The sequence below is a fragment of the Billgrantia zhangzhouensis genome, from assembly GCF_021404465.1.
Taxonomy (GTDB): Bacteria; Pseudomonadota; Gammaproteobacteria; order Pseudomonadales; family Halomonadaceae; genus Halomonas; species Halomonas zhangzhouensis.
Window position 1 is genome coordinate 68,749 of sequence record NZ_JABFTT010000017.1, and the last position, 17,706, is coordinate 86,454.

At 62.8% G+C, this 17,706-nt stretch carries 11 protein-coding genes; 6 read left to right on the plus strand and 5 right to left on the minus strand.

Annotation, left to right across the window (positions count from 1 at the left end; all coding sequences use genetic code 11):
• Positions 1-11: 11 nt before the first annotated feature.
• From HOP51_RS19015 to metG, 4 genes are all read right to left on the minus strand, one after another.
• A complete protein-coding gene (locus HOP51_RS19015; RefSeq protein ID WP_234275453.1) occupies positions 12-1,073 on the minus strand; it encodes a carboxysome shell carbonic anhydrase in 1,062 nt (353 codons plus the stop codon).
• A gap of 85 nt (positions 1,074-1,158) precedes the next feature.
• Positions 1,159-1,797: an endonuclease III gene (nth, locus tag HOP51_RS19020; RefSeq protein WP_234275454.1), complete on the minus strand. Its 639-nt coding sequence runs from the start codon at positions 1,795-1,797 to the stop codon at positions 1,159-1,161.
• Between the two features lie 25 nt (positions 1,798-1,822).
• A complete protein-coding gene (locus HOP51_RS19025; protein WP_234275455.1) occupies positions 1,823-2,608 on the minus strand; it encodes an RnfABCDGE type electron transport complex subunit B in 786 nt (261 codons plus the stop codon).
• Between the two features lie 152 nt (positions 2,609-2,760).
• Entirely contained in the window at positions 2,761-4,803 is a 2,043-nt protein-coding gene (gene metG, locus HOP51_RS19030) for a methionine--tRNA ligase (protein WP_234275456.1), read from the minus strand.
• 233 nt (positions 4,804-5,036) lie between these two features.
• Here metG and HOP51_RS19035 point away from each other — a divergent pair, with 233 nt between their 5' ends.
• The 6 genes from HOP51_RS19035 (at position 5,037) to HOP51_RS19060 (ending at position 14,429) form a co-directional block, all read left to right on the plus strand.
• The gene (locus HOP51_RS19035; RefSeq protein WP_234275457.1) at positions 5,037-5,306 is read left to right on the plus strand and encodes a hypothetical protein; all 270 of its coding nucleotides are present in this window, start codon (positions 5,037-5,039) and stop codon (positions 5,304-5,306) included.
• A gap of 172 nt (positions 5,307-5,478) precedes the next feature.
• Entirely contained in the window at positions 5,479-6,714 is a 1,236-nt protein-coding gene (locus HOP51_RS19040) for an alpha/beta hydrolase family protein (RefSeq protein WP_234275458.1), read from the plus strand.
• 33 nt (positions 6,715-6,747) lie between these two features.
• A complete protein-coding gene (mepA, locus tag HOP51_RS19045) occupies positions 6,748-7,605 on the plus strand; it encodes a penicillin-insensitive murein endopeptidase (RefSeq protein WP_234275459.1) in 858 nt (285 codons plus the stop codon).
• A gap of 111 nt (positions 7,606-7,716) precedes the next feature.
• Positions 7,717-10,089, plus strand: coding sequence for a DNA polymerase II (locus tag HOP51_RS19050; RefSeq protein WP_234275460.1), 2,373 nt, complete (start codon positions 7,717-7,719; stop codon positions 10,087-10,089).
• Positions 10,090-10,317: 228 nt separating this feature from the next.
• Positions 10,318-11,358, plus strand: a complete 1,041-nt coding sequence (locus HOP51_RS19055; RefSeq protein ID WP_234275461.1) for an efflux RND transporter periplasmic adaptor subunit — start codon at positions 10,318-10,320, stop codon at positions 11,356-11,358.
• A 14-nt stretch (positions 11,359-11,372) separates the two neighbouring features.
• On the plus strand, positions 11,373-14,429 hold the full coding sequence (locus HOP51_RS19060; RefSeq protein WP_234275462.1) for an efflux RND transporter permease subunit: 3,057 nt from the start codon (positions 11,373-11,375) through the stop codon (positions 14,427-14,429).
• Here the strand turns inward: HOP51_RS19060 and HOP51_RS19065 are convergent.
• Positions 14,426-17,605, minus strand: coding sequence for a transglycosylase domain-containing protein (locus HOP51_RS19065; protein WP_234275463.1), 3,180 nt, complete (start codon positions 17,603-17,605; stop codon positions 14,426-14,428). The genes HOP51_RS19060 and HOP51_RS19065 overlap by 4 nt on opposite strands.
• Between the last annotated feature and the right edge of the window lie 101 nt (positions 17,606-17,706).

Sequence of the window (17,706 nt, forward strand, 5' to 3'; positions counted from 1 at the left end):
GTTGCATTCCGTCAAACGTGATCGAGAAGTTCCAGTCTGCGGCTGGGCCAATGGACGACAGCTGTGCGAGATATCATGCCGGCCACCAGCCTGGAGTGTTCGCGAGCGATGACCTGGGCCGCGAACTTCGACAGGAAGCGGGACTTGAGTTCGGCGCGCGCGCGGTCGACGCCGATCGCTTCATAGGGCGTCGAGGCAAGCAGGAGGAAGCCGTCGTCGGGGACACGCCCCGCCTTCATATTGGCATCGATGATCGCTGCGGCCGTACTGATGGGCTGGGACAGGTCGGGGCTGTAGGGCCCGACGATCAGCGCGGTATTGGGCAGGTGCAGAAAATCGAAGCCGCGACCGACGCAGATCACCCATTCGCGGTGTTCGATATCGAGATCACGGGTGATGCCGCGCAGGGAGTCGACATGCTGCAGGTTGCCCTTCAGTAGCGGCAGCAGGTCACGGCGTATGTCGCTTGGCATGTCGGGACACAGGCTGGCAATACGGCGCTCGAGTTCACCCTCCTGGCTGGGCTGCAGCGTGCCGATGTCGAGTGTGGCGTCATCGATACCGTGTACGATGAGCGCGTCGCTATCCGTCTCGAAGCCGCATACCAGGGGATAGACGTGGCGGTGGTCACGGCCAAAGATACTCTCGGCCTGACGGCGTATCTCATGAGCGTGGGCCAGGGCGGCAGCCACATCACAGGCGAAGCCGGCACAGCCGCGGTTCCGATCGCCGCGGGAGAAATGGTAACTGATGATCAGCAGTACGCCGCTGCCGCTATGGATGGCCTCATCGACGGCGTCGGTGAGCATCTCGCCGAGGTACGGCCAGCCCAGATGGAAGATGCCGCCCAGGTTGCGAAAGGGCGTGATGATACCCAGCGGCGTGCGCGTGACATGGGGAAGGTGGATGCGGCCGTCCATGCACTTCATGGCCAGGATGCGCGTGGGGTGGTTGGCCAGGTAACGCTCGCGAGCCAGCCAGGCCGAGGGGCTGCAATAGATCTCGGCATGCTCGTGCGACAGCGCGAGCAGGGCGTCGACGCGCTTGTCGATGGGATGATCGTGCAATGGCATGGTACGGCTCTGGTTATTGTTGTGTTGTTATCCTCCCTGACTGTGCCGAGTCATGCAAAGTCATCATTAGTCTCAGGCGTTTGCCTCAGGCCAGGTCCACCTTCTCCTTGTATTCGCAGAGATCCTCTATCACGCAGCTGCCGCAGCGCGGCCGGCGCGCTACGCAGGTATAGCGCCCGTGCAGGATCAGCCAATGGTGCGCATCGCGACGAAATTCCCTGGGTACGTGGCGCAGCAGTTTCTGTTCGACCTCGTTCACGTTCTTGCCGGGAGCCATGCGGGTGCGATTGGAGACGCGAAAGATATGAGTGTCCACGGCGATGGTGGGTTCGCCAAAGGCGGTATTGAGAATCACGTTGGCAGTCTTGCGCCCGACCCCCGGTAATGCCTCGAGCGCCTCCCGGGTGCGCGGTACCTCGCCGCCGTGCTGGTCGACCAGCATACGGCAGGTCTTCATCAGGTTTTCGGCCTTGGTATTGTAGAGTCCGATGGTCTTGATGTGCTCCTTGAGAGGCTCGAGGCCTAGGTCGAGGATGGCCTGGGGGGTGTTGGCTACCGGGAACAGCCGCGCGGTGGCTTTGTTGACGCCGACATCGGTGGCCTGGGCGGAGAGCAGTACGGCGGTGAGTAGCTCGAACGGCGTGTTCCAGTCCAGCTCCGTCGTCGGCTCGGGGTTGTGCTCGCGTAGGCGAGCGAAGATTTCGTAGCGTTTTTCGGCATTCATGGGTCTATTGGGCTCAACGGTCGAGTCATGGCGACGGGTTCGAAGTCAGGGCGGCACGGGCTTCTTCGAGCAGGGCGGTGGCACGTTCCAACTGGGCTTCGGCCAGGCGGCAAGCTTCCTGGTCATTGCGACGCTGGGCGCTCTCGAATTGCATGCGTGCCCTGCGTACTGCCTGCTCGGCCGCTTTCACCGCCATGTGCCACTGACGCTGAGGCGGTGTCGGGCCAGGACCGCCACGCGAGCCGCGCGTACCTTGCCGGATCAGACGACGCTGCCGCTCCAGGCGCTTTTCCCGCTCCAAGCGAGCCAGCCGCTGTTGGCGCGCCTGGTGGCGCCGGCGTCCCAGCCGGGCCCGGCGTGCCAGATAGGCGTGGCGTTCGGCTGCATCGGTGGCGGCCTGCCAATCGGGGTGGGGCACGAGATCGATGCAGTCGACCGGGCAGGGTGCCACGCACAGCTCACAACCGGTGCACTCGGCGGCGATCACGGTATGCATGCGTTTGCTGGCCCCAAGAATGGCATCCACCGGGCACGCCTGAATGCATTTGGTGCAGCCGATGCACTCTGCTTCGCGTATGATCGCCGCCAAAGGCATCTGGGCCGGTTGCTCGAGCGGCAGGGATGGTTCTCCGGTCAGCTCGGAAAGGCGCGCGATGGTCTCCTCGCCACCAGGAGGGCAGCGATTGATCGGTTCGCCCTCGGCAATGGCCTCGGCGTAGGGTCGGCAGCCGGGGTGCCCGCACTTGCCGCACTGAGTCTGTGGCAGCAGGGCATCGATGGCATCGATCAGTGTGCTGTGGCCCGTTGTCACATCGTCTCCTGGGAGGGCACGGATTGGCCGTCGGCAAGCGGTTGGCGACCCGGCATTATACGCGCCCCCCGCTGCGTTACGAGTTGGCTTGTTGTAGCCATAAGACAATGAAAAGCGCGACCTAAGCCGCGCTATAGTCCTTGCTGAAGCCTTTACCTGATGCGCTGGCCAGGTTCGGCGCCGGAGTCTGGGGAGAGCAGGTAGATGCCGTCGTCGTTGCCGGCAGCTAGCACCATGCCCTCGGATACGCCGAAGCGCATCTTGCGCGGCGCCAGGTTGGCAACCATCACGGTCAAGCGTCCTTCCAGAGCCTCCGGAGCGTAGGCGGAGCGAATGCCGGCAAACACGTTGCGCGTTTCGCCGCCCAGGTCCAGGGTCAGTTGCAGTAGCTTGTTGGCGCCCTCGACGTACTCGGCCTTGGCGATGCGGGCAATGCGCAGGTCGACCTTGGCGAAGTCGTCGAAGGAGATACGTTCTTCGATGGGATCGTCGGCAAGCGGCCCCTTAGCCGCTTCCTTGAGCTTCCGTTCTTCCACCAGATCCTCCTTCGATGCCTCGATCATGGCATCGATCTTGTCCCGCTCGACGCGGGTCATCAAGGGCTTGAACTTGGCGATTTCGTGGCCTAGCAGCGCGTCCTGGCGGCTCTCCCAGGCGAGCGATTCCAACTGCAGGAACTGACGCGCCTGCTCGGCCATGGCCGGTACCACCGGAGCCAGATAGACCATCAGCTGGCGGAACAGGTTGATACCCACCGAGCAGATTTCCAGTACCTCCTGCTCGCGTCCTTCCTGTTTGGCCAGTGCCCAGGGTTCCTTGTCGGCAATGTAGGTATTGGCCTCATCGGCCAGTTCCATGATCTTGCGCACGGCGCGACCGAACTCGCGCGCCTCGAAGTCCTCGGCAATGGCGTCGCCGGCGGCGATGAAGCGCGCCACCAGTTCCGGCTCGACGCAATGGGTCGAGAGCCTACCGTCGCCCAGCTTCTTGACGAAGCCGGCGCAGCGACTGGCGATGTTGACCACCTTGCCGACCAGGTCAGCGTTTACCCGGGCGGCGAAGTCTTCCAGATTGAGATCCAGATCGTCGACCCGTGAGGTGAGTTTGGCGGCGAAGTAGTAGCGTAGATATTCCGGGTTGAGGAATTCCGCATAGGTGGCGGCCTTGATGAAGGTGCCACGTGACTTCGACATCTTGGCTCCGTTTACCGTGACGAAGCCGTGGCAGTTCACTGCCGTGGGGGTGCGGAAATCGGCGCCATGCAGCATGGCGGGCCAGAACAGGGCGTGGAAATAGACGATGTCCTTGCCGATGAAGTGATAGACCTCGGCCTCGGAGTCCTTTCTCCAGTAGGCGTCGAAGTCGATGCCGGTACGTTCACAGAGGTTCTTGAAGCTCGCCAGGTACCCGATCGGTGCATCGAGCCAGACATAGAAGTACTTGCCCGGTGCATCGGGAATCTCGAAGCCGAAGTAGGGGGCATCGCGGGAGATGTCCCACTCGTTGAGCCCCGATTCGAACCACTCCTGCAGCTTGTTACCGATCTGGGACTGCACGTGGCCGCCACGGGTCCACTGTTTCAGGAAGTCGGTAAAGTCCGGCAGCTTGAAGAAATAGTGCGTGGAGCTGCGCACTTCCGGAGTGGCACCCGAGATCGCCGATACGGGGTCGATCAACTCCGCCGGCGTGTAGGTGGCACCGCAGGCCTCGCAGTTGTCGCCATACTGGTCGGGAGTCTTGCACTTGGGGCAGGTGCCCTTGATGAAGCGGTCAGCCAGGAACAACCCTTTCACCGGATCGTACATCTGCTCGATGTCGCGGGTGGCAATGTGGCCAGCGTCGCGCAAGCGAGTGTAGATGAGTTCACTGTAGTAGCGGTTCTCTTCGGAATGTGTCGAGTGATAGTTGTCGAAGGCGACCCCGAAGGTGGCGAAATCCGCCTGGTGCTCCTTCGAGACACGCTCGATCAGTGCCTCGGAGCTGATGCCTTCCTGCTCGGCGCGCAGCATGATCGCGGTGCCGTGGGCGTCGTCGGCACATACGTAATGGCACTCGTGGCCGCGGCTCTTCTGGAAACGCACCCAGATGTCGGTCTGGATGTACTCCAGCAGATGGCCAAGGTGGATCGAGCCGTTGGCGTAGGGCAGGGCGCTGGTGACCAGGATCTTGCGCGGGGCGCTGGTGGAGTTCGACATATCGGCTCTGGAATTCCCAAGAAAAACAGACTCTCGATTGTATCCGTCTTCCCCGCTCGCTGCATCTGCCGTGGGGGGAAGGTTGGCACCTTGTAGGGAGGTTGGGGTAAGATGAGGTCATCCGCTGACGATTGGTCAAAGGGATGGACCGTCGCGGCAGGACTCAACGCAAAGCCCGTTACGCATCATCCGAAAAACGAACGAATGACTGAAACTTTCGTGAGGATGATACGATGAAACTGCGACTCACTCTGCCCCTGCTACTCATCTCCGCGCTGCTGGTAGGTTGTGGCGCCAATGCCGTCGCTCCGCGTTATAGTAGCGAGAACCCCGATATCATGCGGATCGGCAACGATCGTCCCGCCGATCCGGAGCGCAGCGTCGAGGACCTTGGCTCCTACTGTGTCGAGGTGACGGAAACCTGGAATTCGCACGGTAGCACGCCCGATGGCCAGACCCTGTGGGCCAAGGACACCAGTCGTGCCGTGGTACCCTGTGACTGAATACCCGACACCGATGTGCCGTGCTGGCCGAGCGACCGGCGGCACGGCGGAAGACCGACCGGCCCATGCCTCGGCATGGGCCGGTTCGTCAAGGGCGCCTGGCAACACCTGGCTTGGCGACTAGACTGGAGGAGACAACGCCAAGGAACCTGCCGCTGTCAGGAGGTATGCCATGGAACACAAAGGCGCCACTTCCCCTTCCCGCATGTTGCTCCATCCCCTCGGTTCGGCCTCGACCGCTCGCTATCTATCTTGTCGGTCTGCTACCGCTGCGCAAACGGGTAGTTTGGCATTGCTGCTGGCAGCGCTGTCCGTGCAGATCGGCATTGGCCTGGCGCAAGCGCAGGAGCCCGAATCGAAACGCTTGATGGGTATCGAAGCGGAAGGCGAGACCGAGGAGAGCGGACTGGAGCATCCCAGCGAGCACTTGGTCGTGACCGACTTTCCCGGTGAACTCATTGATGCCGATCTGGAGGCGTGGCAGGAGCATGTACCCGAGGTCGAAGAGATCGAGATCGACTCTTCCGCCGACGATGCCGAGCAGCCAGCGCTGTTCCATGCGCCGGATAGCGATGAAGAGCGTCCTTTGCTGCTGGTGCTGCACAGTTGGAGTACCGATTACCGGCAGAACATCGACATTCCCCTCGCGCAGTTTGCCGTCGCCAACGACTGGGTCTTCATGCACCCCGACTTTCGTGGCGCCAACGATGGCCGGCCCGAGTCGATGGCTTCGGATCCGGTCATCTCGGACATGGAGGACGCACTGGAATATGCCCGCGAGCATGCCAATGTCGATGAATCCCGCATCTATCTGCTGGGCTACTCGGGTGGTGCCATGAACTCGGGTGGTGCCATGAATGCGCTGCACCTGGCCAGCCGTCATCCCGATACGTTCGCCGGGGTGGCCGCCTGGGTGCCGGTCTACGATCTCGTCAGCTGGCATGAGTGGAACGACGAGCGCGGAGAGGATTACGCCGAAGAGATAGCGGGCGCCTGTGGTGGCGTGCCGGAGGAGGGTAGCGAAGCCCATGACGAATGCATGCAGCGTAGCCCCAGGGCGCACGTGCCCGATGCGGCCGGCGAGATCCGTGTGCTCATCGCTCACGGCATCGACGACGAGACCGTGCCGGTCGATCAGGCGCTGCATGCCTACAACGATCTGGTTGCGGAGGACGCGCGCATCTCCCGGGAGCAGATCGAGGCGATCACGGCGCACGGTGAAATACCCGAGGCGCTGCTCGAGTCGTCGCTGCACGAGCAGCGCGATTACCCGTTCTTCGACGAAGCCGAGGCACCGGTCCTGCTGCATCTGCAGTCGGGTCTGGCCGAGCTGGCACTGTTCGATGGTGAACACGACATGCTCTATCGGCCCGGCCTCGAATGGCTTGCCCTGCAAGAACGCGATTGAGGAAATCCACCGTTTGGCAAGGATGAATCTTCGATGTCGTTACGTTATTTCACCCGACGCCCACGCTTAGTGGGCGTCATGTTGTCGGCGACTTTCATGGCCAGCGGCACGCTGGCCGCCAGTGCGCAACCCAGCGCCTCGGCGGCGCCCACCACGCCGGCGGACTGGTCGGAGGTCGGCGAGCCACTGGCCGGCCCGCCGCGCGTGATTGGCCCATACGATGGAGGCTGTATCGCTGGTGCGGTACGACTGCCCGAAGAAGGCATCGGTTACCAGGCGGTGGATCTCGAACGCAACCGCCACTATGGACACCCCTCGCTCATCGATTACGTCGAGCGCTTGGGCGAGCGCGTCAATCGGGCCGGCTTCGGCCCGATCCTGGTGGGTGACATGGCCCAGCCGCGCGGTGGGCCGATGCCGTATGGCCATGTCAGCCATCAGACCGGACTCGATGCCGACGTCTGGTTTCGCCTCGACCTCCCGTTTCTCGAACGTAGCGAGCGCGAGGCGCTCGAGCAGCCAATTCTGGTCGATCCGCGCACCCAGCGACTGGATGAGCGTTGGACGGATCGGCATGCTGAACTCATTCGCTTGGCGGCCGACGACCCGCGGGTAACACGAATTTTCGTCGACTCCGCCGTGAAGCGTGATCTGTGCGAACGGGAGTGGGACGACCGCACCTGGTTGCGTGTGATTCGCCCCTGGCATTCTCACGACGAGCACTTGCATGTACGCCTGCGCTGCCCGCCGGGTCAGGCGGAGTGCGTCAACCAGCCTCCGCCGCCGCCCGGCGATGGCTGTCAGGCACTGGCGCCGACGCCTCGTCCCGAGAGCTACCCACTGCCGAGCCGTACCCTGCCGCCAGCCTGCCGGGCAGTGCTGAACCCATAGGCTAAAACCCGCGTAAACGCTTCCCATGCGTCGCAAGGCATGGACGACAGCGACAGTCTCGATCCCGCCAGGTAACATATCAGCCGGTCCGGCAGGTTGAGAGAGACGGCGGTGGAAGAGCAGGGGTTCGTGCTGACACGGCACTGGCGGGACACCCCCGCGGGTTGTGAGGTGGCGTTCTGGCTGGCGACCGAAGGAGGACCACGCTACCTGCGCCTGCCACCGCAGCCAGTGGTGGCTTTTCTCCCCGCCGAGCAGCGCCGACGCGCACAGCGTATCCTGCAGGGCGAGATGGGTGTTGAACTCAAACCCCTGGCCTTGCGCGATTTCCGTCAGCGGCCGGTAGTGGGGCTCTATTGCACGCAATATCGCCGGTTGCAGCAGCTGGCTCGGCGCCTCGATGAGGCCGGTATCGAGGTACTCGAGGCAGACGTACGTCCGCCGGAGCGCTACCTCATGGAACGCTTCATTACCGCGCCAGTGTCGTTTACCGGACGGCAAGCCGATGATGGTTCCCTGCATGATGCTCAGCTCCGCCCTAAGGAGGGGTATCGCCCCCGGCTCAGGCTGGCCTCGCTGGATATCGAGACCAGTGCGCAGGGCGATCTCTACTCCATTGCGATTGCGTGTGGCGAGCAACGCCAGGTGTTCATGCTGGGCTCGCCGGCCGGTGAGGATGGCGAGGCCGAGGGCTCGCCCGATTTCGCGCTCGAATACTGTGACAGTCGGCGTGCGCTGCTGGAACGGCTCAACGCCTGGTTCGCCCGGCACGATCCCGATGCGATCATCGGCTGGAACCTGGTGCAGTTCGACCTGCGCCTGTTGCAGCGTCATGCCGAGCAGTTGGAAATGCCTTTGCGCCTGGGGCGGGGTGGCGAGCCGCTAGGGTGGCGTGTTCATGGCAGCAATCCCAACCATTTCTTTGCCTCGGCGGCGGGGCGGTTGATCATCGACGGTATCGAAGCCTTGCGCCAGGCCACCTGGCGCTTTGCCTCGTTCAGTCTCGAGCACGTCGCCCAGGAGCTGCTGGGCGAGGGCAAGGCCATCGACAACCCCTACCAGCGCATGGATGAGATCGAGCGCATGTTCGCCGAGGACAAGCCGGCCCTGGCACGCTACAACCTCAAGGATTGTGAACTGGTCACACGGATCTTCGTCAAGACCGAGCTCATCGATTTCCTACTCGAGCGTGCCAGCGTCACCGGGCTGCCGGCTGACCGCAGCGGTGGTTCGGTCGCGGCCTTCTCGCACCTCTATCTGCCGCGCATGCACCGGCTGGGGTTCGTGGCGCCGAGCCTTGCGCAAGGGCGCGGCGGAGAGGACAGCCCGGGCGGCTTCGTCATGGATTCCCGGCCGGGACTCTACGACTCGGTGCTGGTGCTCGATTTCAAGAGTCTCTATCCCTCCATCATCCGCACCTTCCTGGTCGATCCGGTCGGTCTGGTGGTGGGCCTGAGCGAGCCCGAGGTGCAGGCGGTCCCGGGCTTTCGCGGCGCACGCTTCTCGCGTACCCGACACGCGCTACCCGACATGGTGGAGCGGGTATGGCAGGGGCGAGAAGCCGCCAAGCGCGAGGGCAATGGACCACTCTCCCAGGCGCTCAAGATCATCATGAACTCGTTCTACGGCGTTCTCGGCTCGCGTGGCTGCCGCTTTTTCGACCCGCGCCTGGCCTCGTCGATCACGCTGCGCGGTCATGAAATCATGCGGCGCACCCGTGAGCTGATCGAGGCCGAAGGCTTTACCGTGATCTATGGCGATACCGATTCCACCTTCGTCTGGCTGGGGAGCGCCCATGAGGAGGATGAAGCCCATGCCATCGGTCGGCACCTGGCGGAGCGGGTCAACCGCTGGTGGGCACAACACCTCGACAGTAAACTTGGTCTGACGAGCGCACTGGAACTGCAGTTCGAAACCCATTTTCGGCGCTTCCTGATGCCGACCATCCGCGGGACCGAGGAGGGCAGCAAGAAGCGCTACGCGGGACTGGTTCGCAACGAGAGGGGCGTTGAGCATGTCGTGTTCAAGGGACTGGAGACGGTGCGTGCCGACTGGTCGCCGCTGGCCAAGACCTTTCAGCAGGAGCTCTATCGCCGCATCTTCGTCGGCGAGGCCTACCGGGACTATGTGCGCGACTACGTCAGTCGGACCCTGGCCGGCGAATTCGACGAGCAACTGGTCTACCACAAGCGGCTGCGTCGTCGGCTCGACGAGTACCGCCGCAACGTACCGCCCCACGTACGCGCCGCCCGCCTGGCCGACGAACTCAACGACCGGCTGGGACGCCCTCGGCAGTACCAGCATGGCGGCTGGATTCGCTATGTCATCACCGTGGCCGGACCCGAGCCGCTCGAGGCACGCCGCTCCACCATCGACTACCAACACTATCTTTCGCGGCAGCTACAGCCGGTCGCCGATGCCATCCTGCCTTTCCTGGGGGATGATTTCGCCAGCTTGGTCGACAAGCAGCTTGGCCTGTTCTGAGCAAGGCATCCCGCACCGGCACGCGGCGCAGCAGTCGGTATCACGGAGGCATCCTTATTCCCTTCGACAAACACCATGTTTCAAACGTATGCTTTAATTGCTGGCGGATACGGCTTACCTACGCCGGTGTATGGTCTATGGTTAGTCGTTCAGGCAGTCTTTGCATGGATCTCTGCCTCTACATGGTGAGCGGGTTCACAGGGAGGTTGGTCGATGAAGCGAGCTGTGATGCTCATAACGCTTCTCATCCTGACTCTGGCCGGTTGCGACCGGCAGCAAGTCGATGAGGAAGAGTCTGCTGTGCGGGTGGTAAAGCTCGTCGAGGTGGGCGAGCACAGTCTCGTGCCGAGCCGACGCTTCGTCGGTCGCGTGGAGGCCGTACGTACGGTCGACTTGTCATTTCGCGTGGGCGGGCAATTGACCGAGATGCCGCCGCGTCAGGGGGAAGTGATCGAGCAGGGCGAAACGGTTTCCCGGCTGGATCCGGCCGATTACGAGCTGGCCGTGCGGCGCGCCGAAGCTGAATATCAGCTGGCGAGGCGCGAGATGGAGCGTACCCGGCACCTGCTCGACAACAACTCCATTTCCCAGTCGGCATTCGACGAGGTGCGCACCCGCTACGAGCTTGCCGAAGTTCAACGCGACAGCGCCCGGCAGGATCTCTCCTATACCACCATCGAGGCACCCTTCGATGCGCTGGTGACACGGCGGCTGATCGAGAACCATAGCAACGTGCAGCCCAATACGGCCATCGTGCGTGTACAGGACGTGACCGAGTTGCGGGTCAAGATCAACGTGCCCGAAACCCTGGTGCGCCATGTCAGCGACCCCGAGCGCTTCCAGGTCGAGGCCGAACTGCTCGCCGTGCCCGGCGAGCGCTTTCCGCTCGAGTACCGCGAACACGTCACCGAACCCGATGTGGTGGCGCAGACCTACGAGGTGGATTTCGCCATCACCGAGCCCGCCGAGGTCGGGGCGTTGCCGGGCATGACGGTGTCAGTGGCCGTCTCGCTGATCGATGCCATCGACCATGGGGCGCTGAGTATCCCGCTCACGGCGCTCGACAAGGACAGCGAAGGCGGCTTTCGGGTTTGGGTGTACCATGCCGACGACCAGCGGGTAGCGCAGCGCAGCGTACTGATCGGTGAGATACAGGGCGAGTCGGTGCCGGTTTTGGCTGGCCTGCAAGCGGGGGAGAGCATCGTCGCCGCCGGCGCGCATCTGCTGCATGAGAATGCGCGGGTGCGTCCCATGGAAGCGACTCTTTAGCCCGGGAGCAGGATATGGATATCGCCAAGTCGTCCATCGAACGGCCGGTCGTGACCTGGCTCATCGTCGTCATCTGCCTGGTCGGTGGCATTTGGGGCTTCAATAACCTCGGCAAGCTCGAGGACCCTTCGTTCACCATACCCAATGCCATCATCAACACGCCTTACCCCGGCGCGACCGCCCAGGAAGTGGAAGAGGAGGTGACCGAGCGCCTGGAAACGGCCATTCAGGAGCTGCAGCAGATCGACGTGATCGAGTCGCTCTCCATGCCTGGACGCTCGGAGATCGAGGTCGAGGTCGCTTCCACCTACCGCAGCCACCAGCTACCGCAGATCTGGGACGAACTCAGGCGCAAGATCAACGATACCCAGGCGGCATTGCCCGAAGGTGCCTCGCCCTCGCAGGTCAATGACGATTTCGGTGAAGTCTACGGCATCTTTTACGCCGTGACGGCACCTGGCTACAGCGAGAGTGAAATTCGCGACGTGTCGCGCTTTCTCCAACGGGAGATCCTCACGGTGCCCAACGTGGCGCGGGTTGCCACGGCCGGCGAGCGCGAAGAGGCGATCTATATCGAGATTCCCAACGAGCGGCTCACTACCCTCGGAATTCCCGTCGATCACGTGATCAATACCATCCAGACCGAAAACCAGGTCGCCGATGCCGGCTCGATGCGCATCGGCGACGACCACGTACGCATCGTCGTGCGTGCCGGGGTCGACAGCGTGGCCAATATCGAATCGATTCGTATCGGCCGCCCCGGTACCACCGAGCAGATCTCCCTGATCGATATCGCCACGGTAACGCGTCAAGCCGTCGAGGTGCCTGGCCATTTGATCCGGCACAATGGCGAGCCTGCTTTCACCCTGGCCGTGGCCGGTGTGACCGAGGCCAACATCGTCGAGGTGGGCGAAGCCGTGGAGCGGCATCTCCATGCGCTGGAAGGACGCATACCGCTTGGCGTCGAGCTGCATCCCATCTACGAACAACATCGTGTCGTCGACGAAGCGATCAACGATTTCCTGATCAACCTGGCCATGTCGGTGTCCATCGTCATCGGTGTGCTGTGCCTGTTCATGGGCTGGCGGGTCGGCATGGTGGTCGGCGCAACGCTGCTGCTCACCGTACTCGGCACGCTGTTCTTCATGTGGGTGTTCGATATCGAGATGGAGCGGGTTTCGCTTGGCGCCCTGATCATTGCCATGGGCATGCTGGTGGACAATGCCATCGTGGTGGCCGAAGGGATGCTGATCAACATGCAGCGTGGCAGGGCGGTCAAGGAGGCTGCCAGCGAGGCCGCCGGCCGTACCCAAATACCGCTGCTTGGTGCCACGGTCATCGGCATTCTGGCCTTCTCGGGTATCGGCCTGTCGGATGACGTGACCGGCGAGTTCCTGTTCTCTCTGTTCGCGGTAATAGCGGTCTCGTTACTGCTGAGCTGGGCGCTGGCCATCACCGTCACGCCGCTGTTCGGCTACTATCTGTTTCGTCACGCACGGCTTGGCAGCGACAAGGATCCGCATGGTGGGCTGATCTATCGCCTCTATGCCCGCTTCCTGTCGCTGACGCTGCGCCTGCGCGGGCTGACCGTGGCCTTGTTGGTGGGAGTGACGGCCGCCTGTGCCTGGGGGTTCACCTTCGTTTCGCAGTCGTTCTTTCCCGACTCGAACACACCGATGTTTTACGTCAACTACGAGTTGCCCCAGGGTAGCGACATCCGCACCACCCGGCACGATGCAGAGCGTATCGAGTCTTATCTGCTGGACAAGGCCGGCGTCGAGACGGTGTCGACCTTCATCGGTCGCGGGGCGACGCGTTTCATGCTGACCTATGCTCCGGAGCAGCCCGATCCCGCCTATGCCCAGTTCATCGTGCGGGCTGAGAGCCTCGAGCGCATTGCTGAACTCGATAGCGAAGTCTACGCCGAACTACAGGCGGCTTTTCCCGAAGCCCGGGTGCGTACCCAGCGTATCCAGTTCGGTCCCGGTACCGGCGCTCAGATCGAGGCGCGTTTCCACGGCAGCGACCCGGCCGTACTGCGCCGCTTGGCGGATGAGGCCAAGCAAGTCATGCGTAACAATACTGCGCTGATCGACATTCGTCAGGATTGGCGCGAGCAGGAAACCGTCGTGGCGCCGCAGTTCAACGAGGAGCGGGCACGGATCGCCGGCGTGAGCCGTGACGAGCTGGCTCAGACCCTGCAGTTCGCCTCATCGGGGGTGCGTGCGGGGACCTACCGCGAAGGCGACAGTTTGATTCCCATCATCGCCCGCCCGCCGGAAAACGAGCGGCGGAACGTCTCGCGGCTGGCCGATCGCATGGTATGGAGCAGCGCCGAGCAGCGCTTCATACCCATCACCCAGATCGTGGATGGCTTCGCGACCGAAAGTCAGGAGGCGCTGATCCATCGACGAAATCGTGTACGGACCTTGACGGTTCAGGCCGACCCGGCCGAAGGATACACCGCCAATGCGGCTTTCTCGACCGTACGCGGGGCAATCGAGGACATGACGCTTCCGCCCGGCTATGCGCTCACCTGGGGAGGCGAGTATGAAAATTCCAGCGATGCCCAGGAATCCCTGGCCCGGCAGTTGCCGTTGAGCTTCGTTGCCATGCTGGTGGTCTCGATTCTGCTGTTCGGCAAGCTGCGCCAACCCTTGATCATCTGGCTGGTGGTACCCATGTCAATCTGTGGTGTGGTGATCGGCCTGCTGCTCACCGGATTGCCGTTTTCATTTACCGCTCTGCTGGGCATGCTCAGCCTTTCCGGCATGTTGATGAAGAACGCCATCGTGCTGGTCGACGAGATCGATGCTCAGATCAAGACCGGCAAGGAGCGTCTGAGCGCGCTGTTGGATGCCAGCGTCAGCCGTCTGCGTCCGGTGATGCTGGCTGCCGGCACCACCATCCTGGGCATGCTGCCGCTATTGTTCGACGCATTCTTCAACAGCATGGCCGTGACGATCATGGGTGGGTTGGCCTTCGCCTCGTTGCTCACGCTGATTGCGGTACCGGTATTCTACTCGCTGTTTTTCGCCATCTCCCTGCAAGGCGGACGGCACGAGAACTAGCGCAGGGCCAGGCCGGACGACACGGCGGGATCCTCGCTCGAGGCATGGGGAGAATGATCGACTTCACCCTCGGCGAAATGATACTCACCGCTCGGAGCGGAGCGGCAGGCGCCGCTGCCCGTTGACAAATAGGGGTGCAAGATCGGCTCCATGCCCTTGAGCACCTGGACCGGCAGAGCCGAAGTGAAGCGGAAGTTGTCCGAGGCGCTACCGGGAACATAGGCAGTAAGGGTGCCGAAATGGTTCTCGCCGAGATAGAACACGAAGGTCGCCGTGCGGTTGCGCGCCCGGGAACTAGTGACCTGGCCGCCGCGACCTACCGTTTGGATCCGGTTGTTGCCGGTGCCGGTCTTGCCGCCCAGCACCAGCGATGAACCATCCTCGAGCGTGAAGCTGCCCTGAAGGCGTCTGGCGGTACCGCCTTCGACCACCTGCGACAGCGTTTCGCGCAGCACCGCGGCCACTTCGGGAGCCATGACGCGCTGGGCTCGCCCGCCGGCTGGCAGGAAGCGTGTCTCGTAAGGGGTATTGGCGGCGAAGTGCAGTTCGTCGATGCGCAGGGTGGGTAGCCTCACACCGTCGTTGAGAATGATGCCCATCAGCTCCGCCAACGCCGCCGGACGATCGCCCGATGAGCCTATGGCAGTGGCCAGCGAAGGCACCAGGTGGTCGAAGGGGTAGCCCAGGCGCTGCCAACGCTCATGAATATCACTGAACGCCTCGACCTCTAGCATGGTGCGGATACGCACATCACGGGCGCTGCGATGGCGCGTCCTGAACAGCCATTGGTAGACCTCCTGACGCTCGTCCGCGCTGGCGGAAGCAGCCTCGCCGAAACTCGCATCGGGGTAGTCGAGCAGATAGCCCAACAGCCACAGCTCCAGTGGATGCACCTTGGCGATATAGCCCTGGTCGGTGAGCGAATGGTTTCCTGGTGCGTAGCGCTCGTAAAGCGTATCTACCTCGCGTTCGTTCAGGCGGATGGCATCGGGTAGCCAGGCGGTAAGAAAGGCGGCGAAATTATCGCGGCTGGCTTCGGGAAACAGGTAGCGATGGACGGCGGCCAGCCGTGGCGCCGAGACGTTGAGTCCTTCGAGGAAGGTAACGAGTCGCTGGTCGTTCTCCATATGCCGGTACTTGCGCCAGAAACGCTGCAGGTAGGTGCGTCCCTCGCGATCGGCGAACCGGCGCAGATACTCCATGCGCCGTGGATCGCCATCGTCCTCCAGCAATTGACTGCGCGGTTCGTTGCGATGAGTGCTGTAGCGTACCAGGTCGCGCATCAGGCGTATGAAAGGCAGGTTGAGCGATTCGCGCATGGCTTCGGCCAGGGTCGGGTTGCGCCCGTTGTCCTCACGACGGAAGTTGTTGAACGTGTGTCGCCCGCCGCCGGTGAAGAAAGCTTCCCCCGGGCTTGCCGAGTAGCGTCGCTCCATGGCCATGTGCAAGAGTTCGTCGAGCCTGAGCTCAGGGGACTCGATGAGCCGATCCAGTACCCAGCGGCTGAGCACATCCTGACGATCGGTCTCGATCGCACGTAGCGTTTCATGGCTCTTTCCCGCATGGCGTGCGTGCAACTCGGCGATCACTTCCAGATAGGTGGCCAGTACCCTCAGCTTGGCGGTGGAGCCGAGCTCCAGCTTGCTGCCCTCGTTGATGTCGAATGGCTGATCGGTATTGTCGGTCTGCACGCGAACCATGAAGCCTTCTTCGCTGCGCTCGAAAAGGGTGAAGCTGTAGCGCACGTCCTGTGTCCGGTCGGGTGACAGCAAGCGGTCTCCCAACAGGCCGACTTCACCGGCGAACCCGGGGTCCGCCAGGCGATGCAGATAACGGGTCACTTCCCGCTGAAGACTGGCGTCGAGAGTGGTGCGAGCGCTGAGGTCGAGGCGATCGAGATCGTAGAGCGACATGCCCAGCATGCCGCCCAGGCGCTGGCGTGCGACTTGGATCGCCTTGTCGGCTTCCACACGCAGGCTGACGGGCGCTTCGGTGTAATCACGAAATGTCAGGCGTTGCTCCAGCGCTGCCTGGGCGAGCGTATCCGGTACCACGCCTTCCTGTCGCAGCAGTCGCAAGTAGCTGTCGGTCAGGTCCTCCAGCGCCCGCCGACCGCCGGCGAGATACCATGAGGGACGCCGCTGCGCGATCATCAGCGCCACGACCTGACGAAGGGCAAATCCCTGCTCGGTACGCTCGTCGACCGCGTCGAAGCCGATGGCCAGACGACGATTGAAGGTATCGAAATCGGCCCCGAACCAGGCCCACAGGCCATCGCCGATACCATGTACTTCGCCATAACCGGGGGCGGCCGATAGCGGCACGGTGTTGAGGTAGTCGAGCGCCACGTCCTGGCGAGCCGTCATGGTCTGGGGGCCATGCCGGTAGCTGCGTACGCTGGCCGACACCATCTGGCGCAATTTCTCCCGGGGCGAGTAGGTCAGCCCTTGGGGAGAGTGGCGATATTTCTCGAGCTGAGTGGCAAGCGTGCTGCCGCCGGCGGCCTGGCCGGGCAGATCCAGGGCACGACCCACCTGCGACAGGGCCGCTTTGGTGAAGCGCGGCCAGTCGACGGCAGGGTTGGCGTAGGGCGTGCTTTCATTCAGCAACTGGCGGTTCTCGATGAACAGCAGAACGTCCAACACGAGCGGTGGAATCGAGTCGAAGCTGGGGTACTGGCGCCGTGGATAGCGGAAGTGATAGAGCGTATCGCCCCGACACTCCTCGATGAGCAGGCCGCCCTGGGTCTTCTCTGCATAGGGCGGGAAGAAGCCGCGACGAGTGTAGTCGAGCAGGGCTAGCGAGAAGCGTGCCTGCTCGGTGACCTCATAGCCGCGAGCCAGCAGGCGTGACTCGAACTCGGGAAGCAGGGTATAGCCCAGACGCTGATCGAAGGGGCCGTGGCTGGGGAACTGTATCTGCTGGCTGCGACCGGGTTCTACCGAATAACGCAGCGTCGCGGCATAGCGTGAGAATTCCTGAGCCTGGAAATGCGAGGTCTTGGCTTCAGCCACCAGCAGCGTGACGAGCGACACGCCGAACAGGAACAGCAGAATCCCCAGGCCCATGTACAGATAGCGAGGGGACGGTGCCTCTCGCGGCGCTGGCGCGAGCTTTGGTTCCTGAATGAGTGGCGAGCGCTGCTCGAGTGACTCACCGTTGTCGAGCCACGCCACGGTAGACGAATTCCGGCGTGACGAAGAACTGCGCGCACCCATACGTCACTCCCACCCGACCGCGACCTGTTGATTTTGTTTTAGCCCAGTCCGACGGAGCG